Origin of the sequence: Lysinibacillus sp. NPDC097214 (assembly GCF_050277945.1) — a bacterium.
Classification (GTDB): domain Bacteria; phylum Bacillota; class Bacilli; order Bacillales_A; family Planococcaceae; genus Lysinibacillus; species Lysinibacillus xylanilyticus_B.
This window is the reverse complement of the sequence record NZ_JBNNSS010000007.1, coordinates 147,978-174,041: the sequence shown is the minus strand read 5'-3', so window position 1 is coordinate 174,041 and position 26,064 is coordinate 147,978. Positions and strand designations below refer to the sequence as shown.

At 36.0% G+C, this 26,064-nt stretch carries 27 protein-coding genes and 1 riboswitch; of the genes, 15 read left to right on the top strand and 12 right to left on the bottom strand.

What is annotated here, in order from left to right; translation table 11 throughout:
- Complete coding sequence (locus ACQKMI_RS17245) at positions 1-609, top strand: flavin reductase family protein (RefSeq protein ID WP_427490928.1); 609 nt, start codon at positions 1-3, stop codon at positions 607-609.
- Between the two features lie 56 nt (positions 610-665).
- On the opposite strand, the gene ACQKMI_RS17240 is transcribed toward ACQKMI_RS17245, so the two are convergent.
- Both ACQKMI_RS17240 and ACQKMI_RS17235 read right to left on the bottom strand, forming a co-directional pair.
- Entirely contained in the window at positions 666-1,601 is a 936-nt protein-coding gene (locus ACQKMI_RS17240; RefSeq protein ID WP_427490926.1) for an aldo/keto reductase, read from the bottom strand.
- Between the two features lie 142 nt (positions 1,602-1,743).
- Entirely contained in the window at positions 1,744-2,496 is a 753-nt protein-coding gene (locus ACQKMI_RS17235; RefSeq protein ID WP_427490924.1) for an IclR family transcriptional regulator, read from the bottom strand.
- A gap of 257 nt (positions 2,497-2,753) precedes the next feature.
- Here ACQKMI_RS17235 and ACQKMI_RS17230 point away from each other — a divergent pair, with 257 nt between their 5' ends.
- The gene (locus ACQKMI_RS17230) at positions 2,754-4,187 is read left to right on the top strand and encodes an alpha/beta hydrolase family protein (protein WP_427490922.1); all 1,434 of its coding nucleotides are present in this window, start codon (positions 2,754-2,756) and stop codon (positions 4,185-4,187) included.
- 46 nt (positions 4,188-4,233) lie between these two features.
- Here the strand turns inward: ACQKMI_RS17230 and ACQKMI_RS17225 are convergent, their stop codons facing one another.
- Positions 4,234-5,190 carry a MerR family transcriptional regulator gene (locus ACQKMI_RS17225; RefSeq protein WP_427490920.1) on the bottom strand — a complete coding sequence of 319 codons (957 nt, stop codon included), beginning with the start codon at positions 5,188-5,190 and terminating at the stop codon, positions 4,234-4,236.
- 448 nt (positions 5,191-5,638) lie between these two features.
- Between ACQKMI_RS17225 and ACQKMI_RS17220 the strand changes: the two genes are divergently transcribed.
- From ACQKMI_RS17220 to ACQKMI_RS17205, 4 genes are all read left to right on the top strand, one after another.
- Positions 5,639-7,039, top strand: a complete 1,401-nt coding sequence (locus ACQKMI_RS17220; RefSeq protein WP_427490918.1) for an amino acid permease — start codon at positions 5,639-5,641, stop codon at positions 7,037-7,039.
- A gap of 881 nt (positions 7,040-7,920) precedes the next feature.
- Positions 7,921-8,964: an AI-2E family transporter gene (locus ACQKMI_RS17215; protein WP_427490916.1), complete on the top strand. Its 1,044-nt coding sequence runs from the start codon at positions 7,921-7,923 to the stop codon at positions 8,962-8,964.
- Positions 8,965-9,255: 291 nt separating this feature from the next.
- Complete coding sequence (locus ACQKMI_RS17210) at positions 9,256-9,519, top strand: CD3324 family protein (protein ID WP_323647946.1); 264 nt, start codon at positions 9,256-9,258, stop codon at positions 9,517-9,519.
- A 126-nt stretch (positions 9,520-9,645) separates the two neighbouring features.
- The gene (locus ACQKMI_RS17205; RefSeq protein ID WP_427490914.1) at positions 9,646-10,185 is read left to right on the top strand and encodes a GNAT family N-acetyltransferase; all 540 of its coding nucleotides are present in this window, start codon (positions 9,646-9,648) and stop codon (positions 10,183-10,185) included.
- Between the two features lie 59 nt (positions 10,186-10,244).
- On the opposite strand, the gene ACQKMI_RS17200 is transcribed toward ACQKMI_RS17205, so the two are convergent.
- Both ACQKMI_RS17200 and ACQKMI_RS17195 read right to left on the bottom strand, forming a co-directional pair.
- On the bottom strand, positions 10,245-11,594 hold the full coding sequence (locus tag ACQKMI_RS17200) for an MATE family efflux transporter (RefSeq protein ID WP_427490912.1): 1,350 nt from the start codon (positions 11,592-11,594) through the stop codon (positions 10,245-10,247).
- The gene (locus ACQKMI_RS17195) at positions 11,581-12,048 is read right to left on the bottom strand and encodes a GNAT family N-acetyltransferase (RefSeq protein WP_427490910.1); all 468 of its coding nucleotides are present in this window, start codon (positions 12,046-12,048) and stop codon (positions 11,581-11,583) included. The genes ACQKMI_RS17200 and ACQKMI_RS17195 overlap by 14 nt, the downstream gene beginning before the upstream one ends.
- A gap of 176 nt (positions 12,049-12,224) precedes the next feature.
- On the opposite strand from ACQKMI_RS17195, the gene ACQKMI_RS17190 reads away from it, so the two are divergent.
- Entirely contained in the window at positions 12,225-13,055 is an 831-nt protein-coding gene (locus tag ACQKMI_RS17190; RefSeq protein WP_427490908.1) for a MerR family transcriptional regulator, read from the top strand.
- Positions 13,056-13,094: 39 nt separating this feature from the next.
- Here the strand turns inward: ACQKMI_RS17190 and ACQKMI_RS17185 are convergent, their stop codons facing one another.
- Positions 13,095-13,406, bottom strand: coding sequence for a carboxylic ester hydrolase (locus tag ACQKMI_RS17185; protein WP_427490906.1), 312 nt, complete (start codon positions 13,404-13,406; stop codon positions 13,095-13,097).
- Between the two features lie 7 nt (positions 13,407-13,413).
- Between ACQKMI_RS17185 and ACQKMI_RS17180 the strand changes: the two genes are divergently transcribed.
- Positions 13,414-13,713: a hypothetical protein gene (locus ACQKMI_RS17180; RefSeq protein WP_427490904.1), complete on the top strand. Its 300-nt coding sequence runs from the start codon at positions 13,414-13,416 to the stop codon at positions 13,711-13,713.
- 46 nt (positions 13,714-13,759) lie between these two features.
- On the opposite strand, the gene ACQKMI_RS17175 is transcribed toward ACQKMI_RS17180, so the two are convergent.
- Together ACQKMI_RS17175 and ACQKMI_RS17170 are read right to left on the bottom strand one after the other, a co-directional pair.
- The gene (locus tag ACQKMI_RS17175) at positions 13,760-14,113 is read right to left on the bottom strand and encodes a hypothetical protein (protein ID WP_427490902.1); all 354 of its coding nucleotides are present in this window, start codon (positions 14,111-14,113) and stop codon (positions 13,760-13,762) included.
- 23 nt (positions 14,114-14,136) lie between these two features.
- Positions 14,137-14,832 (bottom strand): DUF2225 domain-containing protein, encoded by a 696-nt coding sequence (locus ACQKMI_RS17170; protein WP_427490900.1) that lies wholly within the window; start codon positions 14,830-14,832, stop codon positions 14,137-14,139.
- 594 nt (positions 14,833-15,426) lie between these two features.
- Here ACQKMI_RS17170 and ACQKMI_RS17165 point away from each other — a divergent pair.
- Positions 15,427-16,203, top strand: a complete 777-nt coding sequence (locus ACQKMI_RS17165; protein ID WP_427490898.1) for a Cof-type HAD-IIB family hydrolase — start codon at positions 15,427-15,429, stop codon at positions 16,201-16,203.
- Positions 16,204-16,346: 143 nt separating this feature from the next.
- Positions 16,347-16,943 (top strand): DedA family protein, encoded by a 597-nt coding sequence (locus tag ACQKMI_RS17160; protein ID WP_427490896.1) that lies wholly within the window; start codon positions 16,347-16,349, stop codon positions 16,941-16,943.
- Positions 16,944-17,381: 438 nt separating this feature from the next.
- Here the strand turns inward: ACQKMI_RS17160 and ACQKMI_RS17155 are convergent, their stop codons facing one another.
- From ACQKMI_RS17155 to ACQKMI_RS17145, 3 genes are all read right to left on the bottom strand, one after another.
- A complete protein-coding gene (locus tag ACQKMI_RS17155; protein ID WP_427490894.1) occupies positions 17,382-18,119 on the bottom strand; it encodes a cyclase family protein in 738 nt (245 codons plus the stop codon).
- 126 nt (positions 18,120-18,245) lie between these two features.
- Positions 18,246-18,350: riboswitch (SAM riboswitch) on the bottom strand.
- Between the two features lie 163 nt (positions 18,351-18,513).
- A complete protein-coding gene (locus tag ACQKMI_RS17150) occupies positions 18,514-18,921 on the bottom strand; it encodes a hypothetical protein (RefSeq protein WP_427490892.1) in 408 nt (135 codons plus the stop codon).
- A gap of 158 nt (positions 18,922-19,079) precedes the next feature.
- Positions 19,080-20,264 carry an MFS transporter gene (locus ACQKMI_RS17145; protein ID WP_427490890.1) on the bottom strand — a complete coding sequence of 395 codons (1,185 nt, stop codon included), beginning with the start codon at positions 20,262-20,264 and terminating at the stop codon, positions 19,080-19,082.
- A 110-nt stretch (positions 20,265-20,374) separates the two neighbouring features.
- On the opposite strand from ACQKMI_RS17145, the gene ACQKMI_RS17140 reads away from it, so the two are divergent.
- Positions 20,375-20,758, top strand: coding sequence for a winged helix-turn-helix transcriptional regulator (locus ACQKMI_RS17140; RefSeq protein ID WP_427490888.1), 384 nt, complete (start codon positions 20,375-20,377; stop codon positions 20,756-20,758).
- A gap of 54 nt (positions 20,759-20,812) precedes the next feature.
- Here the strand turns inward: ACQKMI_RS17140 and ACQKMI_RS17135 are convergent, their stop codons facing one another.
- Complete coding sequence (locus ACQKMI_RS17135; protein ID WP_427490886.1) at positions 20,813-21,658, bottom strand: aldo/keto reductase; 846 nt, start codon at positions 21,656-21,658, stop codon at positions 20,813-20,815.
- 228 nt (positions 21,659-21,886) lie between these two features.
- Between ACQKMI_RS17135 and ACQKMI_RS17130 the strand changes: the two genes are divergently transcribed.
- The 4 genes from ACQKMI_RS17130 (at position 21,887) to ACQKMI_RS17115 (ending at position 25,747) form a co-directional block, all read left to right on the top strand.
- Positions 21,887-22,696 carry a GNAT family N-acetyltransferase gene (locus ACQKMI_RS17130; protein WP_427490884.1) on the top strand — a complete coding sequence of 270 codons (810 nt, stop codon included), beginning with the start codon at positions 21,887-21,889 and terminating at the stop codon, positions 22,694-22,696.
- Between the two features lie 265 nt (positions 22,697-22,961).
- Complete coding sequence (locus ACQKMI_RS17125; protein WP_427490882.1) at positions 22,962-23,405, top strand: VOC family protein; 444 nt, start codon at positions 22,962-22,964, stop codon at positions 23,403-23,405.
- A 315-nt stretch (positions 23,406-23,720) separates the two neighbouring features.
- Entirely contained in the window at positions 23,721-24,389 is a 669-nt protein-coding gene (locus ACQKMI_RS17120) for a response regulator transcription factor (RefSeq protein WP_427490880.1), read from the top strand.
- A complete protein-coding gene (locus tag ACQKMI_RS17115) occupies positions 24,386-25,747 on the top strand; it encodes a sensor histidine kinase (RefSeq protein ID WP_427490878.1) in 1,362 nt (453 codons plus the stop codon). Before ACQKMI_RS17120 ends, ACQKMI_RS17115 begins: the two co-directional genes overlap by 4 nt.
- The last annotated feature ends 317 nt before the right edge of the window (positions 25,748-26,064 follow it).

Sequence of the window (26,064 nt, the reverse complement as noted above, 5' to 3'; positions counted from 1 at the left end):
TTGATTTCAATTGATCCTAAGAAAAATACAGAGCGTGAAAATTATAAGTTATTGATAGGTAACATTATTCCGAGACCTATTGCCTTTGTTACGACGAAGTCAGAGCAAGGGATTATCAATGGTGCACCTTTTAGTTTTTTTAATATCGTGTCTTCCAATCCACCGATGATTTCTATAGCCGTTCAAAGACCGAATGGGCGCTTAAAAGATACCGCTCGCCATATCCATCATCAGCAACAATTTGTTGTGCATATTGTAGATGAGGATAATGTTAAGCAGGTGAATGAAACAGCCGCGTCCTTACCTGTTACTGAAAGTGAAATTGATCGAGCACAATTTACATTAATCGATAGCCAACTGATATCTGTACCAGGTATTCAAGAGGCAAAGGTTCGAATGGAATGCCGTTTAGTACAGGCGATTCCTTTAATGAATGGTGACGAACAGACAGGTGATTTGTTTATTGGTGAAGTCGTACAATATCATATAGATGAGACCATATATAATGAAGGGCGAATTGATCCAAGAAAACTAAAAGCAGTTAGCAGACTAGCTGGGGCAAATTACGCAAAAATTGGTGATATATTTGAAATAGAACGTCCTGATTAAAAATAAAATGCGAAAATGTTGATATAACAGCATTTTCGCATTTTTTTGTTCTAAACTTATATTAAAATTCTCTCTATATTCATTAAATCTTCGTTTGTTAATAAGACATCAGTTGCTTTCACATTGTTAGCCACTTGTTTTTTATGTTTCCCACCTGGGATAACGGCATCAACGCCATTTTGAGCTAATAACCAAGCAAGCGCTAGATTTGGTAATGTCGTTTGCTTTTCCGCTGCAATTCCATTTAACGCCTCTACTTTTAGTAATGTTTGTTCAAATAATTCGCCTTGGAATAAAGGATCCGAAATACGCCAGTCTCCAGTACCTAGCTTAAAGTCTTTTGTATACTTTCCACCAAGTAGGCCATATGCAAGCGGGCCGTATGGAATAAATGAAATTTCATTTTTTATACAGTATGGCAATAAATCCTGTTCTGCTGAACGATTTAACATATTGTAAGGAGATTGTAGGACAGAAATATCATTATGCACATTTGCCTCTATAAGCTGTTCTAATGTTACGTTTGAAATGCCTATTGCTCGGATCTTTCCTTCTTCTTTTAAGCGTGACAATTCACCAATCGACTCCGCAAGAGGAGTTTCGTTATCCGGGAAGTGTAGATAGTAAAGATCTACATAATCCATTTGTAGTCGTTTCAAGCTACTTTCGAACGCACCACGTAGATATTGTGGATGATTATCTGTTTTCACTGAACCATCCTCAAACCAATGTCTACCGCCCTTTGTTGCTAAAACGAAGTCTTCCCTGGAGTATTTTTTTAATACTTCGCCAACAAGTTCTTCTGAACGCCCTTTTCCATAAATGTCTGCTGTATCAATAAAAGTTATCCCTAAGTCAAGTGCAGCTGAGACTAGCTCCTTCCCATCTTGTTCATTTAAGTTTTCAAATAAGTTATGTCCACCTACAGCATTTGTCCCGAGACCAATTTCGGAAATTTTGATATTAGTTTTTTTTAATGTATGAAATTTCATATTCCTACCTCCTCGTTGTTCTGTAATCAGAATAGAGTAAAAGGGGTGTTTTACCAACATACATCGTTATAGTTTCATATATAGAAACAAGTGCATTTTAATTGCAAATAAAGGGCCAATAAAATATACAAAGGCCTTTACATTATGCTAAAAGATAATGAATTTCTTCCGTCAATTGCTGACTTGCCTCGCCTAACTTTTTTGCAAATGATCGAATGGCAGTTTTCTTAATTTGATTCGTTGAACCGTGCAAAGCAATGGCCCCGATGACTTCTTCATTCACATATATCGGAACGGCAATACAACATTTACCTTCATTCGTTTCTTCATTATCAACAGCATACCCTTGCGCTTTAATGACCTGTAAATGAGGAATCAATAGACCATAATCATAGAAGGTTTTTGATGTAAAGGTATTCAGTTCAATACTATTTAATAGTTCACGTTGTTTTTTAGGTGGCAGATGAGCTAATACTACTTTTCCTAGCGCGCTTGAATGCATAGGTGTTCGAGTATCGATTACCTGAAAAGCAGGCTGTTCAAAAGGCTCCCTAATCACATTTTTTATCACCATCTCACAATCTTCCAATATACCAATATAAGTAGTTATTTCTTCTTGGCGGGCTAGTTGGTATGGCGCTACAAGAGATGCCCATTGGATATCTTTGTGCCAGTATAAGTGCTCATCCCTGAAAATATGCGGATTTAATTGATAATACTTATTATATTTAAGAACATAGTTCATTTTTTCTAGCGTATAAAGCATGCGAAAAGCGGATGTCTTATTCATTGATAATTCTTCCATAATTTCAGTTAATGTAAGAGAATGCTTTTGACGTAATACATCTAAAATCAAAAGGCCCTTTTTTAATGTCGATACTTCATAGGAATCCATTTTGTCCTCTCCTAACTTCTAAAATAACTTAACCTGTGCCTGTGAAATATTCATATATTTCTTTTTAATATTATAAAGGCAATTTTTTATAACTTCTCAATTTTTATTTTAATAATAAACGACCTCTAATTTGTAAAATAGTGGATAATATAAAAATGTCAGTGTTTTTTTGTATTAAATGTTGATTCTCCTCTTACTGGAGGTAATACACTTTGATTTGAATCAGCAAGATCAAAAAAACAAGGAGGTTTTTCATTATGAGATCTATTGAATTGTTTTATATCATCTTTAATATTGTTTTACTAGGTTGGTTAGTCTTTGGTAGAAACAAGTCACGGCAAGGGGTGCTGATAGGTGGTGGTATGTCTATTCTATTTCTGCTTGTCCATGGGATCATAGAAGGTATGCGTTGGCAAATGATACCGACCTATTTAATGACATTATTTTTTATCGTTGTTGTTGTGATGAGGCACTTTTTTGACCCAAAAGATCAAATAGAACAACAATCAAATATGCGCCGATCACGTGTTGTTCTTAATTCAACATTAGCTGTACTTTATTCTGCTGTAGCTGTTAGTCTGCCTATGGTGCTTCCGGTATTTACTTTTGAAAAGCCGGTGGGTCCGTACAAAATTGGAACAGTCACTTACGATTGGGTGGATACTCAAAGGAAAGAGACTCTTACACCGGAGCCTGATGACAAACGCGAATTAATGGTACAAATCTGGTATCCTGCTGATACGACTGCTAAAGGTAATACGGCTCCTTATATTTCCGATTCTGATGTTTTTGCAGAGGGGTATAGTAAAATCCTGAATTTACCGAAGTTTTTATTCACAAATTTTGGTTATGTCAAAACACATGCTATTGAGAACGCTGAGATTTCTAATCAGGAAACAACCTATCCGGTGCTCCTGTTCTCTCATGGTTTTAGTGGACATAAAAATCAGAACACTTTTCAAATTGAGCAATTAGTCAGTCAAGGCTATATCGTGGTAGGTATGGATCATACTTACAGTAGCACGACTTCAGTCTTTTCTGATGGTCGTGTAGCAAATTACGTGCCGCAAAAAACTGAATCAATTGCATATTTAGATAAAGCAAATGAAGGTTGGGTAGAAGATGCTAAATTTGTGCTGGATCAAGTGGAGCAGCTGACTCAGAATGATCCTGAAAACCGTTTTACAGGTCGAATGGATATGGAGAATGTAGGTATGTTTGGTCATTCCTTTGGTGGAGCAACAAGCACCCAAATGCTAATGACAGATTCAAGAATAAAAGCAGCTCTTAATATGGACGGTGTTTTATATGGAAAACTCCGAGTTCCTGTGGATGGGCTGAAGAAGCCGTTTATGATGATGAGTGCCGATGACACAATCAGAGAGGCGAAGGAAAAAGATGGTAAGGAGCTCATCGAGTTTGTAAAGGAAACTTTGCCACGGTACGAGTATGTAACTGTGGGAGGGAACTATTGGATGAAAATTAAAGATATGAAGCATATGGGCTTCTCCGATTTATACCTGTTTTCACCGCTTTATGAACGGATGGAAGGGGTCGACATCCAAAAGGCATACCGATTAATTAACGATTATTCATTGGATTTCTTCGATCATTATTTGAAGCAACAGCCATTCAAACTATTGGAGCAAAATATAGGCGAACATCCAGAGTTTACGTTACTGAAAGGTTGACTACCAAAACGAATAGTTGAGGGTAATTAGCCCTCGATTATTCGTTTTATGTTTCTTCCATATGTTTAAGCCGCCATTCTATTCCTTGAAATAGTAATTGATTAGCTTTAGAGAGTTGGAAGTATTGTGGGCTTAGGATAGCACATAACGTTTCGCATCGTTCGAGTCGTTTGGTTTTGGTTATTTGAATATACTCTGCAAAGTAGCGGAAGTGATCTTCTTTATTGTTCAATTGCTGTGAGTTCGCATAGAGCCTAGCGGTGTCGTCGATAATGGTCTGTACAATCGGGCTGTTGGCAGGCAAATTTTGCTTCAACGCTTTATTCAATCGATGATGGATGCTCTCAAGCTTTTTGACCAATGTTGTAGCATTATATTTTGACTGATGAACAATATTAAAGTACAGAAATTCAGTATTTTTCAAGTCTTTTATAAACTGAGGATCATTTATGAGCTCCTGTAATTCATGCCAAGCAGCTGTTTGTTTGGCGGAGCCTTTCACTTGATTAATAATATATTTATCAAAATAATGAAAAAACGAATCTCTCCACTCTTTAGGAATGCCAATTAATAATTGGCATTCCTTCAATTTTTTATCGATAAATTGTTTTTTATGTTCGGCATTTATTGTTCGTGCGTTTACTAAGTTATGAATATACTGCAATGAATCCCCGTCATGTTCCTTTGCTTGACGAAGAATCGATATCATATCCATAAGCGTAGTAACCTGTGTTTCCATCGATTCGATCTGCCAATCAAGTGTTTTATCAACTGATATTTCTTCAGATATCATTTTGCTTATTTCATCAATTCCGAAATCCAGATAACGCAGGTTTGTAATCATTTCAAGGCGCCATATATCTTCAGCTGTGTACAATCGATGGCCACCCTCAGTATAACTTGTAGGTTTCAGCAATCCAATTTCGTCATAGTAACGGACTGTCTTTATCGTGGATCCTATCATTTTAGCTGTTTCACCTATTGAATATTTTTTTTCTTCCAAATGATTACACCTCCTGATTGGATCACTTATATCTAACAATGATAAATAAACAAAAGTCATTATGCTAGTAAAGAATTTATTTCTCTTATTTTACGATAAACGGGAAATAGATTAATCCTTAAAAGGTTGAATGACATAAAATGATATAAATTGCAGGAATCAATAACAACTATTGCATTAGGAGAGATCGAGAGAAAGGACTTATCAGGCAAGTAATGCTGATTATGGCACTAATTGAGGAATTGGACTTGCACAACTGTGAAGTTTAGCTACTTCATTCAGCAACGTAACGTAAGTAAACCATTAACTCGTTTTCTAGTAAAAAGATAAATTGCTATACTAATCTAATTGTTGACTCGATTCGAAAACATAGCTAATATACTGATTATTAGTAAAAATGCATAAAAATGATATTTATTAGCTTTTTATTGGAAATGGAGTGGTTATTATGGCGAATTTTTTACGAAGAAAGTCAATCGAGCAAGCCAATAAAATAACTGAAGTCGAACGTTTTAAACTAAAGCGTGAACTAGGGTCGTTGCAGTTACTGCTGTATGTACTCGGGGCTACAATAGGAGCTGGGATTTTTGTACTGCCAGGAACTACTGCTGCTCTACATGCAGGCCCAGGTGTCGTTGTTTCTTTCTTAATTGGGGGTCTTGTAACAATTGCAGTTGGATTAGCCTATGTCGAATTCGCAGCGATGGCGCCCGTCGCAGGGAGTGCTTACACCTATTCTTATATTGCGTTAGGTGAAGTGATTGCTTGGATCATCGGTTGGGATTTACTATTGGAATTTATCGTTATTTCTAGTACAGTCGCAGTTGGTTGGAGTGGCTACGTCGATTCATTTTTACGATCTGTGGGAATTCACTTGCCAGAGATTTTAACAAAAGATATTGCCCATGGTGGGGTTGTAAATCTACCTGCTGTGGCTGGTTGGCTTATTGTAGCTTGGATTGCAATGAGCGGGATTAAAAATGTTGGCCGATCAAATATGTTATTTACAATGGCAAAAGTCGGTGCGATTGTCTTATTCCTTGCTATCGGTGCTTTTCACATTAACCCTATAAACTGGACACCATTTACACCGTTTGGCTGGTCAGGAGTAATGGCGGGAGCGGCATTAGTGTTCTTTGCCTTTACTGGATTTGATGGTGTAACAACTGTTCTGGAAGAAGTAAAAAATCCACAAAAAACAATACCAAAAGCTTTAATTGGTGGCTTGAGTGTATTAACACTTATTTATGCATTTGTTGCACTAGTATTAACAGGTATCGTACCATTCCCTGAATTGGATGTTCCAAATCCTACAGTGTATGCACTACAATCTGTTGGTATTCAGTGGGGAGGTGCTATCATCGCAGTATCAGTTATTTTTGGATTGCTTGCTACGATGATTGCAAATACAACCAGTGCGACGCGCGTGTTGTTTGCAATGAGCCGTGATGGGCTTCTACCAGAGCGTATTGCACAAACAAATAAAAAAACAGGAGTACCAGTATTATCAACTTTAATTGTGGTTGGAACGGGTATTCTCTTATCAGGATTTTTATCAATCGGGGAATTAGCGGAATTTGCTAACATCGGCGGTTTAACTGCTTTTGCTTTAACAACAGTTAGTGTCGTTGTTCTTCGCTATACACGACCAGATCAACCACGTGTATTCAAAGTACCTGCGCTATGGCTTGTAGCAACTGTAGGCGTTGGAGGATGTATTGTATTAATTTTTAGTCTTCCGCCATTTACTATAGTCCGCTTTTTGATTTGGTTAGCGATAGGTTTAGTTATATACATAGTCTATGGATACAAGCACGCTAAAATAGGCTCTAAAAATGAAGATCTATAAATGATAAAAACACCTCTTTAGCTCTAAAGAGGTGTTTTTTATAACTAATGCACATTCTTGTTAATTACAACATAGTATAAGTTATGCCCAGGCGTTGATTTCGCAGAAGGTATCACCAAGAAAGTCATTTATCATTTGCTTTCTTTGTGCCGTATTAATTTCCCCCAACAAATAAAAAGACTATCTTCGTTAAATCTTGAAGTTCTGTGCACGTTCAAGATTCTTCCGGGTATTTCTAATGCTAACTTCATTTGAGCTAATGGCTCTTCAGGTGTAGTCCCATCTTTCTCCATCCGATTAGTCCAGATATTATATGGACCCGTTACTTCAATTTGACGTTCATAAGGAGCAATTGGTTATGAATGTCCTTCGAGGTTCTTTGGGATTTTCACAAATTCCGTCTTTTCTATTATTTTCAGTTTAAAATTTTAATAAGAATATCATACTGAAACTAAGGAGCAATACCAAAATCTGTTGTTGATTAAAAGGAATGAACGTAATTATGCCGAAGCAAAATTGATTACCTTCTTAAAAGAAGTTACATTGGCTATGATGGTGTTCAAAGGGGTATAATAGAATAATAGAATTTAGGCTTATAACGCTGATACAGCTTTCAATAAAATACAAAAGTATGGTCATTAATTTACAATTTGATAAGACATATAATTCTTTTCGCTCCATGGATTTATTTATTTCTTATAAGACTTATAAAGCAGCATGCATGTAAGTCTTATTCTAAGTGATGATGGGAATAATAATCCAAAGAAGGGGGCATTTACATAAGAATGATACGTAATGTTTTACATCAATTTATTAATTGCTTATGTTCATTTGATAGCGAAACCCAGGCAGCGAAGCCGTTTTGTAGAAGGAGTGAATACATGAGTAATTTCTTTCGAAGCCACGGATTTAAACGTTTTATAATTCTTGTTGGGATCGCTATTGCACTATATTTGATGCGAAGTATGATCAATCTTATTCTTCTCACGTTCATTATTACTTACTTGATGAATCAACTTACCACGAAGACAACAAAAAAGATTAGAAAATACACACCAATGAACGAGAAGGCTGTAACAGTTACCCTCTATCTTTTACTTCTTGCAGGTATTGTGGCAATTATCTATAAGTATTTGCCTGTCGTAACCCAACAAATTACACAGCTCTTTGATCTTATTGCTAGCTTTAGTCTCGATCCAAATGATAATGAGATTGCAAGGTATTTAGCTCCAACTTTTGAGAAGATTGAACTGGGTAAATATTTAGAGCAGGGCGTAGACCTCACGCTGAAAAACCTTACGAATATTGGTAAAATCATTTTGCATATATTCATCGCACTAATTTTGAGCTTGTTTATTTTACTTGAGAAGAAACGTATTATTGATTTTACAGCGAAATTTAAAGATAGCAAAATGAGCCATCTTTACGATGAATTACATTATTTCTCAAAGATCTTCATTCGTTCTTTTGGTAAAGTGATTGAGGCGCAGTTCATTATTGCCGCTGTCAACTGTGTTTTATCTATTATTGCTTTATCCATTATGGGCTTCCCACATTTAATTGCACTGGGGATTATGCTCTTTATACTAGGATTGGTGCCAGTTGCAGGGGTCATCATGTCCTTGATTCCTCTCACTATAATTGCATATAGTATCGGTGGACCAATGTACATTGTTTATATTTTGGTTATCGTTATGGTACTACATGCTATGGAGGCATACTTCTTAAATCCAAAGCTGATGTCTGCCAAGACAAATCTTCCAATTTTCTATACATTCATCGTCATTCTCTTCTCAGAGCATTTCCTTGGTGTATGGGGATTAATTATTGGTATTCCATTATTCATGTTCCTTCTTGATATTCTCGGAGTTACGTCCTCAGAGGATGATCGGCAAATGGTAATGGAAACACAAGTGGACAAATAAATTGAATAAAGTTTCGTTCAAAAAGGAATCAGTATGTCTGATTCCTTTTTATTTTATTTATTGAAAATATATACATATGCTAAGATGAACTATGACACGAGTTAGGGGGGATAGATGTGAGTAATTATGTTAAGTTGCTAGATACGGAAGCAGCCCATGCAAAGCCTAATTTTGATACGGCAATACTTTGCATGGGGTGAATTCCAATATTTGCCCTGAAGTATTTCTTATAAAATTAGCTTTGCTGCCTTATTTTATTCATTTCAAAATAAAAATGAGGGGTTGGCATAAATGGCTTATAAGAAGGCTTCAGCTATCTTACCGAAAGAGCTTTTAGTAGAAATCCAAAAATATGTTCAAGGTGAAACGATTTATATTCCTAAAATAGAAAACACTTATTTAGAGTGGGGTGCTCGCTCAGGCTCAAAGAAATATATTGAGGATAGGAATAAGTCTATAAAAGAAGCATTTACGAATGGAGCTTCCATTGAACAATTATCTAAGGAATATCATTTAGCTGTAGAAACGATTAAAAAAATTATATATACAAAGTAAATGTTTAAGCACTAGCAACTGATATGTTAGTGCTTTTTGTATGCCTAGTACGTTTCTTAATCGAACTAGGCATATTCTTCCCGGTAGAAATTTTGTTCAATATAGTTAAAGGGAGGAGTTTAATTTATGATTACAGGGCAAGGTGTATTTTTAAGATCAATTACTGAAAAAGATGTAGATAGTATTTACGAGTGTTTTCAAGATGAAGAAATTATGTATATGACAGGTACACGTAACATTTTAACGAAGGATCAGATTAGAGAGGCTTTGCATCGATTTAGCGAAGATCCCACACGACGTGATTTTGCTATTTGCTTAGTAGAAAATAGCCGTGTTATTGGTGATTTAGCCATTATGGAAATAGACTTAGACAATAAAAAGGCAATATTTCGCATAGCTTTACATAATACAGAAGATTGTGGCAAGGGATATGGGACTGAAGCGGCTCAGCTTGTTCAAAAATATACGTTCGAGGAGCTTCAGCTTAATCGCTTAGAGTTACAAGTTTACTCCCATAATATTCGGGGAATCAAATCGTACGAAAAGATAGGCTTCAAAAAGGAAGGAACTTTAAGGCAATCCTTATATATGAACGGTAAGTATTCTGATGAAATAATTATGAGTATTCTACGTGATGAATATATGAAATTAAAAAAGAGCCATTAGTACAGCTAACCCCCTCTCAATTATTGTATTGAAAGGGGGTTAACTTCATTTATATTGCTTTATTTTAAGGAACTTGCTTCTGAGAAGATGGTATGCGTTTTTTTCTTCATAAATATAAAAATTAGCAATGCGGTAATACCTTCTGCGACAGGGAACGTCCACCAAATAGCTTGTGGGCCAAAGAATTTAGGCAATAGTACGAGAGCAGGGATAAATAATAGAATACTGCGAAGTAACATGATGGTTGTTGCAAGACGTATTTTTTCAATTGACTGGAAGAATTCCGCAAATACCATGTTCACTCCAAGGAATGCATACCCAATTGCAAAATGTACAAAGCCTTGTGTAGCCATATTGCGAATGTCAAATGTGCTATCACCAAATAATGCAATTAGCTGCGAAGGGAATAACATAGCAATAATGACAGTCGTTAAACCTATAATAAATGCAGTGGCAATACCTATTTTCAATAATGCTGTTAATCTCTCAGTTAACCTCGCACCGTGGTGATAACTAACTAGTGGCTGTAGGGCCATACCGATGCCAAGGAATACCGTTAACAGTACGGTATGAATATAGTTAACCATTGCATAAGCAGTAACTCCATCTGAGCCTAAATAATGTAAAAATGTCACATTGTATAAAATAACCATAACAGCGACGGAGGCTTCAACGATAAAGCTTGGTAGCCCAATAGCGAATATTTTCTTTAAATCAGATATGCTGAAAAATGTACGGACAAATTTTAATTCGGATTGCTTTCGGAAGAAGTGTAGGCATAGCACCGACATACCGATTATTGTGGAGAGTGCTGTAGCTAGGGCACAGCCAGTCACGCCGTAATTGAATACGAAAATAAAGATGTAGTTTAAAATAATGTTTAACACAGATGTAGTGATTAAGCCCATCATCGCAAGCTTTGGATTGCCGTCATTTCGAATAAAAATGCTTAGTAAGTTTTCAATTGTATAGAATACACCGAAAATCAAAATAACATGTAGATACTCTTGAACATAAGGGAAGGTGGCGTCACTTGCTCCAAATATATAGGAGATTTTCTTTAAATTTAATAAAAGGATTAGAATCAGTGTCATGACGACAACGATCATTGTTGTAAATGCTAATGTAAAGAGCTGATGTGCTCGTTTTTTATTGCCTTCACCGAGGGAAATTGAAAATAGTGTTGCTCCACCCATACCAATCCAAAGGGAAATGGATAGTAAAATCGAGAAAATTGGTACGGCGATATTTACTCCTGCTAAAGCGGCTGGTCCAACTCCATGACTAACGAAAATACCATCCACTAAAATATTGACTGACATCAGCAACATACCAATCATAGCCGGGAATAAATATGATAAAAACAAGGGCCTGAGCGGCCTTGTTTCAATTGGATTAATGGTAGTCATGAGCATATACCTCCTTTACCATCACCTTTTCACCTTTAGTATCTAGCTCACCGTTAAAGACGAAGCCAAACTTTTTATATAATTGAATAGCTACTGTATTGTTGTCATAAACGCTTAAATATATATTTTGACAGCTGTATTTAGCTACTAAATATTGAATAAGCTGCTGTAAAAAGTATTTTCCCAATCCTTTGTGCTGGTAGCGCTCATCAATGAAATAGCGATCTAACCAAACACGTTGTGAATTGTCCTTTTGTGGAAACATGCCATACATAGCGAAGCCGACTGCATGATCTTCCTTATACAATCCTACAGGGATAAAGCGTTTATCTTCTTTTGCCTCTGCTAAGCATTGTTCTGTACTTTCAATAAAATCTTGCTGATTATCAGCAATGCGTAGTGTTAATACTTCCTCTTTGTTTAAAGCTGTAATGTCACGAATTTCCGTGAACATAATGTCAAAACCTTTCTATTTTTAATTTCTTTCAGCGAATGTCAAGGCATTCGGAAAGGGGGTGCTTTGTGCACACAAACCGATTCCGGACGCAATTATGCACTGGCATAATTAATTGTGAATAGCTACAATCTAATGTATATAGTTACTATATAGTCAAGGAGGGGATTTTAAAAATGTTTAATAAAAATGTAAAATATTTTACAACTGGTGAGTTTGCTAAAATTTGTAAGGTTAATAAACAAACGTTAATTTACTACGACCAAATTGGTTTATTATCACCAATTATGAAAGATAGTAAAGACTACCGTTATTATTCTGTTGCACAATATGAATTTTTCAGTGTGATCGAGCTATTAAAGGCGGTGGGCATGTCTTTAAAGGATATTCAAAAATATATGGCCGAAAAATCACCTGAAAATTTTTTAGACTTGATGTATCAGCAAAAGGAAATTGTAGCGAAAAAACGTCGAGAGCTGGAGATGATTGAAAGCATTATTGATGTCAAAATCGATTTAACAAAAGAAGCCTTACACCTTGATTTTGATAGCATTACAATTGAACATCTGCCAGAGGCAACGTTGTATTTAAGTAAAAATATCGAGGATTCGACGGAAGAACAGTTTACGAAGGCTGTTTCAGATTTTATAGATGAATTAGATCGCTCGCAATTAGACACAGGTTATCCCATTGGAGGGATTACAAGAAGAGAGCAAATATTAGCTGGAAACTATGATAATTATAGTTATTTGTATATAGAGCAGCCACATCCACGAGAAGGTCATCCTTATTTCGAAGCCATTGAAGGAGATTTTATTGTCGGATATCATATAGGAACATCTTCTACACTTGGTGAAACTTACGAGCGATTATTTAAGGTTATGAGGGAAAAAGGTTTTGAATTAGGGCAGTACGTATATGAGGAATATATTTATGATGCCGTGATTAAAAATCGTGAAGAGGATTATGTAACGAAAATTATGATAGAAATTAAAAAGGGTTTTTGATAAGTTAACTTATCAAAAACCCTGGCTTCCCAATATGTTTTAGTGCAACGTTAAGTTTATTTCAGGATGTTCCTTCTGAATTTCTTCTAATTTATTGTCATTGATTCCTTTTAAATTTTTATTAAAAAAGCCTAGTGACAATTCATTAATCAGCTTAAAGATAGCATTCACTTTTGCGCCAGATTCATTAATAATTGGTGAAACTGCTGCTAAATCTGTAAAACTACCATGATTTGTTTTAGGAATAATAGCTGTGTAAACACCCGGCTTTTCAATCGTTTTATTTCTTAAATAGGATTCTACAAACAATTCATCTCGATTACCTGGTTGTTGGCTATATGCTTCTTTCATAAAATTAATGGATGCCTCCGCATTCAACAGCATAAACGGCTTTTCTGGGCCATTTGTTGGCATAGCGTCACCATATAAACCACCATCCATAGACGATGAAAATCTAGATGAACAACTATATTTACAGTTTTATACGGCTGGCAACGGTGATGCACTTCTTATTAGGATTGAGGATGGTTCCGTTTGGTATTGGAGTCATGAGGAAGATGAGTTCGACCTACTAGCCAAGCGTTTTACTATCTATGTAGAGCGAGCTACAGCTTTAGGTTGTATAGGTGCAGATTGTGGTTTGAGCGGAGGCAGGTGAAAAAACATCTCCAAAGCGTAAGTACACTGTAGAGATGTTAATTGTTTTATTTATAGTGATACGTGCTAGCTCTTTGATTATTTCGCTGTATTTGATTGAACCATGCACGATCCTTTTCCTCTTGTTTTAATGTACTAACGATGGTGGATGAGCAGCTAACACAGATTTTTGCCTGAGTAATTTGTCCACAGCGTTCACAAGGTGCGCCTAAATTAGGAAAAATCGACTTTTTTAATTTTCCTGTTTTCACCCATTTATAGAGTAGCTCAGATGAAACCCCAGTTAATGCAACTACCTCATCGTTCGTTAAATAGCGATTGTTTTTTCTAAGTAAAAAATGATGTAATTCCGAAAAAATATCTTCTTCTCTCACATCAATCCTTTTGGTAAATAGCAGCATGTTTATCACTCTCCCCGTGTACTTCAATTTATGACTTCTCCTATACTTTCATTTGCATTGTTAGGCTGCTCGTCATATTTATAGTTTTCCCAACGATTTCGTGCTAGTTTTCGATATTTATTGGAAACATTTCGATCTGCAATTAATCGAGAGAATCCTTTTTTCGCCTCGGCAATATCTCCAAGTCGAAGGCTTAATTCGGCATGTAAATATTGAATTCTCTCTCCACCCTCTTGATTGGATGCAAAAGATTTGCTGTAAAAATCTCTTGCTGCAAAGAGGTAGCGCATTTCCGATTCATGATCATTTTTTAAGCGATATAGCCAGGCTATTTTTAGTGCGAAGTTGGCCATAAGAAGGGACTCTTCCATCGATGCTCTTGATACAAGATAAGCTAATTTAAGGCTTACAATGGCATCATCAATCGTACGCTCCTTGCAGATATCCATAGGTTTTTGTAGCTCTTTAATGTACAGCTCATCAATAAGAAGCATGAACGGTCCATACGTTCTTGTCATAGATTTGTGGTAAGCGTAGCCACAATGAGGACAAACGGCAACTTCATATAATAACGGGTTTAAACCTTCATAAACTGGCATGAAGTCTGTTTGTTCTTCGATAATTTTATATCGATTAGGGCGGACTTTATATGTAGTAAAATGCTTTTTGCAAAACTTACAATCCACACTACTTTCATAGTAGTAAATGTTAAATGCCATAAGAATCAACTCCTTTACATTCAGACGGTTATTATTTCTTTTGTTCTATTTATAAGATGGATAGTATCGTTCAATGTATTTAATTAGTTATCTTTTATTTTAACAATTCTATGTTCTTTGGTATACTCCTTTAGAATTATTGAACTAAAAATGTTCTCTACATTTTAGTTGTTTGAAATTTTGATATGTACCCGTAATAGTGTTTATCGGTGTCGTTAAAGCAAGTTATACATTCGTTTTAGTTTGTCAAAATATGTACAAATGTTTAATTAAATAGCTACTGATTTTTATATAATAAAGTAAAAATACATGTAGGTGAAAACACCTATATGTATTTTTGGTATAAAGATGTTTCTTAATGTAAAATTATAAGCGCATTAATTGGTAAAAAATGGGGTGTTTATGGATGGTGAAGAGGAGTCACACAATGCATGTCTGTGGCGGAAATTAGCATCTTTAAACTAGAGAGAGTAATCATCAAAAGTTGTGGATGATATTTGTTAAAACAATGCCATGTATAAAGGTTGAATGGAGGTGAAGGCTGGGCTAATCGATATAATTGATAAAATTATGTAAAAAGATAAGGAGCGAACGATGGATTATAAAATTGTATTCTTTGACGTAGATGGAACGCTGGTTAATTACGAAGATGGTCGTATTGAAGAAAGTACAAGGAACGCTATCGAGCAATTAAAGAACAAAGGAATTCATATTGTTGCTGCTACAGGAAGACCTTTATCGATGTGCCAAGATTTAAGAAATGTAGGAATAGAGACGTTTATTACAGCTAATGGTGCATATGTTAAGCACCAAGATCAAGTCATACATAAAATCCCTGTTGCAAAAGAAATTGTCCAAGTAGTTAAGGCTTTTGCTGATGAAAATAATCAAAGTCTATCGTTTTTTACAGAACAATTATCAATGAATAACGTCCAAGAAGAAAAGACATTAAAAGCCATACAAGAAACATTATCTTTGCAAGAGTTTCCTGTTATTAATGAAGATATTGTAAAGCAAGAGGTTTACTTAATGTGTTTATATGGTGATGAGGATATTGAGAAAAAGTATACTTCAAAATTTCCTCATTTATTATTTAAAAGGTGGCACCCTTACATTACTAATGTTTTGCAACATGATGTTTCCAAATCTATTGCTGTCCAAGCTGTGTTAGATTATTTCGACTTGAGTCCTGAGGAAGCGTTTGCTTTTGGAGATGGAGATAATGATATCGACATGCTGGAGCAGGTCGGCCTTGGTATTGCAATGGGCAATGGTAGTGAAGCATTAAAAAATATCGCTGATTATGTAACGAAAAAATCAACTGAAGATGGAATTGATTATGCTCTTCGTGAGCTACAAATAATTAGTTAGTAATGAAAAACATTTTTAAGATACAACATTGATGAATGCATGGAGAAAATTGTAATAAATTCATAACACTCATAATGTTATCTCTATTGAGTTATTATAAAGCTAACTATTAAAAATTATTACGATTTAGGTGGGATGGATTTATGGCGCATCACGTGCAATCTCTTATTGAACATTATGGATATTTTGGCATTATTCTTATCCTGGTTGGAGGGATTGTCGGGCTGCCACTTCCTGATGAAATATTTTTAACATATGTAGGGTATAGTGTATATCGTGAAACTCTTTCACATATTCCAGCTTTAATCAGCGCTATCGTAGGTGCAGCGGGGGGAATTACCTTGAGCTACTATATAGGCTATAAATTCGGGCTCCCCTTATTACAAAAATACGGTTCGAAAATCCATATAACTGAACAGAAAATTGATTTTACGAAAAAGTTATTTGAAAAAATTGGACCAATATTATTATTAATAGGGTTTTTCATTCCTGGTGTGCGTCATCTTACTGCATATATTGCGGCTATTAATAATTACCCTTATAAAAAATTCGCTTTCTTTGCTTATGCGGGAGCAACTATATGGACATTTACTTTTATTACCTTAGGAATGGTGCTTGGAGAGAAATGGCATTATGTTGGGGTATATTTATCCCGCTACAGTATTTATCTCATAGTATTGTTCATCATCATTATGTTGATCGTTTATGTTATTTTCAAAAGAAAGAATTCACCTAAATAAATGATTAAGAAAGGTCTGGTTCAATATTTATTGAATCAGACCTTAACTTGTCGAGTTTAATTTAAATAAAGTGTATCAAAAAACAAAGGTTGATTTTCACTCCGAGCTGGCGCTTTCCGCGGGCTTGGCTTCAATCTCCTCGTCACTCCGTTCCTGCGGGGCTTTCAGCGCAAGCTCATCCCGCAGGAGTCGCCACTCTCCGCGAAAATCAACAGTTCCTCATCATAGAATGAGTCGACGAGCGAAACAAAATAGTATTATAGCTATGGTTAAAATACTATACAAGGCAAGCCTCACCACATAGACTTCTCGAGTAAAACAAGATTAGATGCTCTTCATAAAATGCTAAATGGCAAAGTCTGTCAATTAAATTACCATACAGCTCTGTGCAAAACAAAGTGGTGTTTGTCCGCATTTCAAATCGTACCTATTGCTATTTTAAGGTAATATAGCAAATGAACGGACAGGGAATCCAGATGCTTTTTCAGGCTTTGGCACAATATTGAATATAACTCCACCTTTTGGAGGGAGCTTATCCAAATTTGTCATAAGCTCAATTTGGTAAGTATCTTGCTCAAGCACAAAATATTCGCCGTCTAACTTACCGTTTGTACGGAAATCTGCTGCTGAATCTGTATCAAAAGTTTCGTGGCCGACAGCACTTACTTTTCGTTCGTTGAATAAAAATTGTAACGCTTCTAATCCCCAGCCAGGAATATGATTATTGCCATCAGCATCTTTGTTGCTGAAAGACTCTTTATCTGGCCAGCGTTTACTCCAATCAGTACGCAGGGCAACAAAGGTACCTGCTTCAATTTCTCCATGTTCAGCTTCAAAGTCAAGAATATCTTGAACACTTAATGTGTAATCGTTATTAATTTCGGCATCCTTCGATTTATCAATAACGATTAGTGGTAGCACTAGTTCTTTTAAGTCCAGTTCTTCTAAATAGCGTGTATCTCGCACAAAATGAATAGGTGGGTCGATATGTGTTCCATATTGCCCTGGGAAAGTGAATTGTTGTGCAAAGAAGCCATCATCATGGGAAAATAATGTTTCAAATTTTGCATCGTCGAACACAAAGAAGTGTGGAGAATTTGGACCAAATGTATGTGTTAAATCGACCCATTCTTTCGATTTCAATAATTGAATTGCTTGTAAAAGTTCGTTTGCCATACTATTTCCCTGCTTTCTATTCATATTTTGGGTGCTATTTTTTGCTTATCATTCTCGTTAAATAGCAAATAAAAAAGAGTCCTCCTTGAAGAAGAGGACTCTTGTGCAAAGCAACTAAAGTAAGTCTTCTCATCTTCAAGGCTAAATTTTGCCATTTGGAATTAGCACCATACCTATAGGCTGGTTGCTGAGACTTCATAGGGCCAATCCCTCTGTCTCTCTTGATAAGAAAATGCGATATAAGAATTTTCAGAAATAAAGTTTACAAACACTTTAGCATATTTGTTTATAGTTTACAAGTTTGATAGGGATACAAGGTTAAAAAATTAAACATTTCAAAATCTCCATAAACATGCTAAAAGCAAAAAGAGGCCCTCTTCAAAGGACCAACTCTTCACCAACTTAAAGCTAATGTAAGCTTACAACATCCGCTATCAGTAAATATTATACGAATTCCATCTGGCGTATAGGTAGTTTCGAATTTTATCGTAACGCCAGTTGACGTAATTAATTTTTCAACTTCTGTTTTATTTGATAGTTGTGCTGCGTTCATAAGATCATGTGCAAATTGCTCTGATTCATCAATTTTATCCGTAAGTAATTGTGCTTGCTGCATAATAACCTTAATCCGTTTCGCAGAAGTCTTTAATTTCACTGTATTGATGGATGGAAATGGACTTCTATTCGTTGGGTCTGGCATTGCTAGATGTCTAGAAGGTTGTTGAGAGATTGGCTGATTTGCCATTACCCATGTTGGATAATAATTAGGATAGACAAAATACGGATAAGGATTGTAATACAACTAAACTCCTCCTATCCTATAGCTGATACCTTATCTTATGTACAATAAAGACTTTCGGTGTTAATGGTTGATGCTTTGAAAAGAATGAGCAAAAGTGGAATAGGATAAAAAATGAAAGGAAGCTTGGTTAAGACTTCCTTTCATTTTTTATCCTAGATCTATAGTTTGTTTCTATCGAAGATTAACCATAGTAACGTAGTAGCTGCCGCAAGCATCACCAAGGCGAATCCGTATATAGGTGTATGAGCTAATGATTGGTGGCGAATGATGAATCCCCCGATATATGAACCTAGAAAAATGCCAATATTAAAAGCTGAAATATTTAATGCTGAAGCCATTGAAATAGCTGAGGGTATATACTTTTCTGAAAGCTGAACGGCATAAAGCTGTAATCCTGGTACATTCATAAACATAAATAGCCCCATCATAAAGACCATCATTAATCCAATAAACGATGATTCCAAAAAGAAGCCGATGCCGAGTAATGATAATGCTAAGCCTATAAAGATAATAAAGATAGAACGTAAAGGGTTATTATTCGCAAAATGACCACCTAATGTATTACCAATTGCAACAAAAATACCGTATCCAACTAAGATCACGACAATTGCTTTCGGTGAGTAGCCCATATACTGCTCTAAGATAGGAGAAACATATGTGTATACTATGAATGCTCCACCGTATCCAATCGCAGTAATGAAGAGAATTAATAGCATTCGTATATTCCCTAATACTTTTCCGATATCGCGAATTGATATTGGATTGCCTTTAGATAACTGACTAGGAACAAGCAGGGCATTACTTATTAACCCGATAATACCAATTAAAACAATGAAAATGAACGACATTCGCCAGCCAGTTATTTGTCCAATAAAAGTTCCTAGGGGGACACCGGTGACAGTTGCTAATGTTAGCCCTGTAAACATAAAAGCTATTGCACTTGCTCGTTTATTAGGTGCCACAACATCTGCAGCGATAACAGAGGCAATAGACATAAACACGCCATGTGCTAATGCTGAAATAACGCGGCCGGCAAGTAGTAATGAGAATGAGGGTGCTAAGGCTGCAAGTAAATTCCCGATAATAAAAAGTACCATGACGAGCAGTAACACATTTTTGCGACTAATGCGAGATGTTAATGCTGTTAAAAGCGGTGCCCCAATAGTTACACCTAGTGCATATATGGAAACAGTTAAACCCGCAGTACTTAACGTTATGTCGAAATCTTCTGTAATTAATGGAAGTAGTCCAACGCTTATAAATTCTGTAGAGCCGATACCAAATGCACTGATTGCAAGTGCGAGTAATGTTAGTTTAGCATTCGGCAATTTTGTATCTTTCATTCTATTAAAATCTCCTTTGATTTTTTGTATAGTGTATAGTAATATTCATACATACCAAAAAGTTGTGTAGAGTACTTTTAGTTACTTTTGAATGTTACAGGAGGTTTACAATGAAAAAAGTTTATAATATTGGTGTCGAAGCCACTCTTGAAGTCATTGGGGGCAAATGGAAACCTATTATTCTTTGTCATCTTAACCACCATGGTCAGATTCGTACGAATGAATTTCGCCGATTGATTCCAGGCATTTCGCAAAAAATGCTAACAAGCCAATTGCGTGAATTAGAGCAGTCTGGATTAATTAATCGCAAGGTCTTCAATCAAGTACCGCCAAAAGTTGAATATTCGCTAACACCTTATGGTCAAGAGATGGACCCTGTGCTGAACGTCCTTTGCACTTGGGGTGAAAAACATATTGAAAAGCTACAAGATAAAGGTGAAGATGTACTGTTAATGCAACGTGATGAAGATATCGCGATGATGCATACATCTTAAATAGATTGGAAAGAGACTGTCTAAGAGAAGATAATTAGACAGTCTCTTTTCTGTTTATAGAGCAAAGTCAAAGTCATTTGGATTTGGCCCAACACGTTGGTCCAAATTCATATCGTTAATGATCGCCATCTCTTCATCAGTTAGTGTGAAATCAAAAATATCAGCGTTTTGAATCATACGCTCTTTACGCACAGATTTTGGAATTGTGATGATACCGTTTTGAATATCCCAGCGTAAAATAACTTGAGCATTTGATTTTCCGTATTTTTCAGCTATTGTTGAAATAGTTTCATGATTAAGAAGTCCACCTTGCATTAATGGTGCCCAAGCTTCCATTTGTATATTGTGCTCTTCGCAAAATGAACGTAGCTCAGCTTGTTGTAATCGTGGATGGAATTCCACTTGGTTAATAACTGGTGTGATACGAGCTGTTTTAAGTAGATCCTGTAAGTGCGACACATGGAAATTACATACCCCAATAGCTTTAATTTTCCCTTGCTCGTATAAATCTTCGAGTGCTCTCCAAGCTTCTGCAAATTTATTTTTACCTGGCCAATGAATGAGATAGAGGTCTAAATAATCTAGCCCTAATTTTTCTAAGCTGTCCTCGTATGCTGCGATTGTCTCTTCATAGCTCAATCCATCGTTCCATACTTTGGATGTAATAAATAAATCCTCACGTTTTAAATCTGTAGCAGTTAGAGCCTGTTTAATGCCTTCACCAACCCCTGCTTCATTGCCATAAATAGCTGCAGTATCGATACTACGGTAACCAACCACAATCGCATTTTTCACCATTTCTGCTGTAGCATCATTCTCTACTTGAAATACGCCTAAACCCATTCCTGGCATTTGTAAGCCATTATTTAATGTGATTGTATCTTGTAAATGATTGATCATTTTTCTGTCCTCCAATTTTCGGTAGTGCTTTGTTGCTTTCTTATTATGCTTTCATGCCATTGCAAAAAAAAGTACGCACTTTTTAGTTTCATAGAAACGTGTAGGTTACTTTTGTGAGATATCAATGGTTCACAGGAAGAAATTTTTATTAGTTTACGTGGTTCGGCCCTTTGTGTAGGTTACAATTAGTGGTAGAAAAGTAAATCTTATAGGGTGGGTGAATAAGGAGTGGTAATAACGAAAAACTTGGCAGATAACTTTGAAATGACGGAAATTAAGATGTTTGAGTCGAGGCTGAATGCAATTAAGGAAATTCAGAACAATGCCATGGGAGTGGAGGTTGTTCAATTTGATGGTGCTTATGCTTTCTCCATAAAAAATATCCCCGGTCCCTCTTACAATGTGGTAAAGGGCGATAGTTTTAGTTCGGAGAATAGTATAGATAAAATCCTTAGCTTTTATAGAGCAAGAGAAATACCAGTTCGTTTTGATTTAGCCCCTCAATATGTAAATGCTACTTCGCTACAAAAGTTACATAATGCTGGTCTTTTTCAGAGTGATTTTCATGCAACATTATATTGTAAGCTAAACGAAGAGACGGTAGGGAAAACAAAGAATTCGTGCATTAAAATAAGACAAATCAAGGAAGACGAATTTGATTGTTACGGGAATATCTATGTTGAAGGTTTTGGTATGCCAGCATTTTTAGCAGAAAGTGTCGCAGCCAATAATCAAGTGTTGTGTGACAAGCCAGGTTGGTCGTTTTACATTGCTTCTCTTCAAAACGAGGACGTTGGGGTTAGTTCTTTCTATGTATATAATGGGACAGCCATTTTAGCTGCATCGGCCGTGAAACCAACTGCCCGTAATCAAGGAATTCACCAAGCATTCATACAGTTTCGTATCAATGAAGCCTTGAAACAAAATTGTATTTTAATGATAGGTCACGCAAAATTTGCATCCATAAGCCAAAATAATATGGAACGATGCGGATTAAAAATGGCTTATACAAAAAGTATATGGACAGAAGCAACATGAATGGTTTACAGAAGGTGGAAGGGGATTCAATGCTTGAAATAGAATAAGTAAGGGATGCTTTTATCTTCATTCAGCAATAAATGTTTTTGTATCTTCAGCTACAGAAGATGAGGATCCTATTCAATGGTTGTTCCAAATACCTACTGAATGAAGATAAAGCCTCCGGCGGATGTCACGGATTTTGAAAGGAATGAATTGTGCAAGCACAATTCAAAATCCGGACGCAATTACGCCAAGGCGAAATTGATATAAAGGAGATGGATAGATGAATCGTTTGAATTTAATAACGTTGGGTGTAAAAGATATGGTCGAGTCTCTTAGATTTTATAGAGAGGGTCTGGGGTTTGAAGTGATTGTTTATGGTGAGGAAACAAATCCAGATGTTATTTTCTTTAATAATGGAGGGACAAAAATCTCACTGTTTCCGATTGACCGTTTAGTAAAAGATATTAACGAGGCAAATCCACCGGCTATTGGCAATGGCTTTAATGGAATCACACTTGCTTATAACGGAAAGTCGAAAGAAGAAGTTGATCAAGTGTTTGATTTAGCTAAAAATGCCGGGGCGAAAATCGTCAAGGAGCCGGAAACTGTATTCTGGGGTGGCTATAGTGGCTATTTCCAAGACCCAAACGGCTACTATTGGGAAGTTGCTTATGGGGATATGTGGAAGTTTGATGATAATGATATGATGATAATTACTGATTAAAAGAAAGAAAGACGTATTTGGGGAATCCAAATACGTCTTTTTATAGTTTGCCTGTTTTATCGATGAAATTTTAAAGTTACCGCCCAACCTTTTAGTTTTATTACCCAACTTTTAAAGTTTATTACCCAAATTTGAAAGTTTATCGCTCAACTTTCAAATTTTATCGACATACCGAGCTTTAGATGTGATTTATTAAATGAATCTCTCACTTTACAGACAACGATTGAGTACAAATCTATGAAATCGTATAATACGAATATGCTTCTAATAACATTTATTTCTAAAATTTAGTCGTGGATTGGGAGGGTTACCATTTTGTATAACATATTGTACATAGAGGACGAAAAAGAGATTGGTCAATGGGTGACAAAGGATTTAACGGAAAGAGGTTATGAGGTTACATGGCTTGAATCTGGGGAAGAGGTCGATCAGCACATAGCTTTTAAAGATATCGCTATATTGGATGTGATGCTGCCAGGCTTAGATGGCTTTTCAATTGGCAAAAGAATAAAGCGGGAAAATAAAGAAATCCCGATTTTAATGCTATCAGCAAGAACTGCTGTAGAGGATAAAATAGAGGGCCTTAACTTCGCAGACGATTATTTAACGAAGCCATTCCACCCAGATGAGCTTATAGCTCGTGTAGAGGTTTTACTAAGAAGATATCAAAAGAATGATGATGTATTAGAACTTCAACATTTAAAAATTTATACAAAAGATATGCGGATTATCAACAAGGAAACTAATGAAGAAATTCAATTAACGGGTAAGCAATTCTATTTATTACAGTATTTTATTCGCCATTTAAATCAAATTTTAACGAAGGAACAGCTCTATGAAGGTGTCTGGGGAGAAAGCTACATTGAAGGCGATAAGACATTAATGGTACATATTCGATACTTAAGAGAAAAAATAGAAATAAATCCAGCTAAGCCGACAATTATTGAAACCATTCGTGGTATTGGATATAGGGTGAAACAATGAAATTTTTTCGTTCATTACTAGCTAAGTATATGTTTATCATTCTGTTCGCTATTTCTATTGTTCAAATAGCCTATCTCGTCATTCCTCTTTTTGTTTTAGGGATTGCCCAAAATGGAGAAGATGATCTTTCAAAGGGAGCTGAGATTGAGAGTAAAGTAGAGGAAAAATGGCATGCAGAAGCTAAAAGTTTAAAAAACATGACAAAGGAAGCAATTGTTCAACATTTTGAAAGTTGGAAGAAACAATACCCTAAAGCATCTATGTTTTGGGTAGGTGAGGATGGTACATTGCTTACAACATTGAATGTGACTGAGCAACTGCCATTAAAATGGACACCAGCATTTACAACAAAGTTTATAAAAGAACGCTATGGTGGAGATCCATTTACTGTCATTGCTTTTTTAGGTGAGGATGAATCGAATGGATTTATCGTTTTTGAAATTCCTAAAGAAGTGTTTAAGCCACCAATTAGGGGTGTTTATGAAAAATATGGGACCTTTGTATTTTTCGGTGTTATTGCGATTATATTATTTTTCATTATCATCTCCTTTTTATTTTTCAGAGGGATTCGAAAACGGTTATTGCACCTTCAGGAAGCGATGGAACTTCGTGATGTAGATGGCTTACCTATTGAAACGAAGGTCAAGAAGAAGGATGAAATCGGTCAGCTTGAACATAGCTTTAATCGCATGGTGTGCGAGCTTAGGGAGAGTAAGGATCGTGAGCAAAAGGAAGAACAGTTAAGACGTGAATTGATTGCTAATTTATCACATGATTTACGAACACCATTAACGAAAATACGAGCGCAATCCTATTCAATTAGTAAAGAGGCGTTATCAGAGGATGGAAAACAAGCGATTAAGGCAATGGAAACATCGATTGTTAGTGTTGACGCTTTAATAGAAAATTTAATGTCCTATACATTGCTGATGGCTAGTAAATATAAATTTGAGGCGAAAGAAATCAACGTTATACGTTTTGTACGTGAGCAAATGACTACATGGTATTCAGTGTTTGAAAAGGAAGGCTTTGAAATCGATATTGAACTACATTCATTTGAGAAAAATGAATGGCAAGTGGATCCGATTTGGCTTGGACGTGTATTTGATAATTTATTTCAAAATATATTACGTCATGCAAGTAGCGGGAAATATATTGGCGTGGAAAACGAATCGACGGAGCACTATGATGCATTTATCATAAAAGATCACGGGAACGGAATGAAAAATGAATCCGATGCTAAAGGTGCTGGTATCGGCTTATCTATAGTCGATATTATGGTGAAGGGCATGAATTTAGACTGGGATATTGAGTCAAGCGAATCCGGCACCAAGATTAAAATTAAACATTACAAGTAGAATAATTCATGCAGCATGTTAAGGAGTGCTTCACTTCAGTAATTGTCTAAACAGTATGCCAGCATAGCTAATAGAATGCTATTTTTATGATTCATACTCCATACATACTCCGTGGGAAAGCAGGACGGAGTAGTACTTTATAGTAAGGCCATTGGAATTGCTTTCATAAGATATCTTCTTTTAAAGCTCATCACAAAAATAGGGGATTCCAATTGATTAAACGTACGTCATGTAAATAAGTTGATTGGAGTGGAGGCTGGGCGACTCCTTGGGGATCAGCGTCACAGATGAGACCCTGGAGCGCAGCGAAGCGGCTC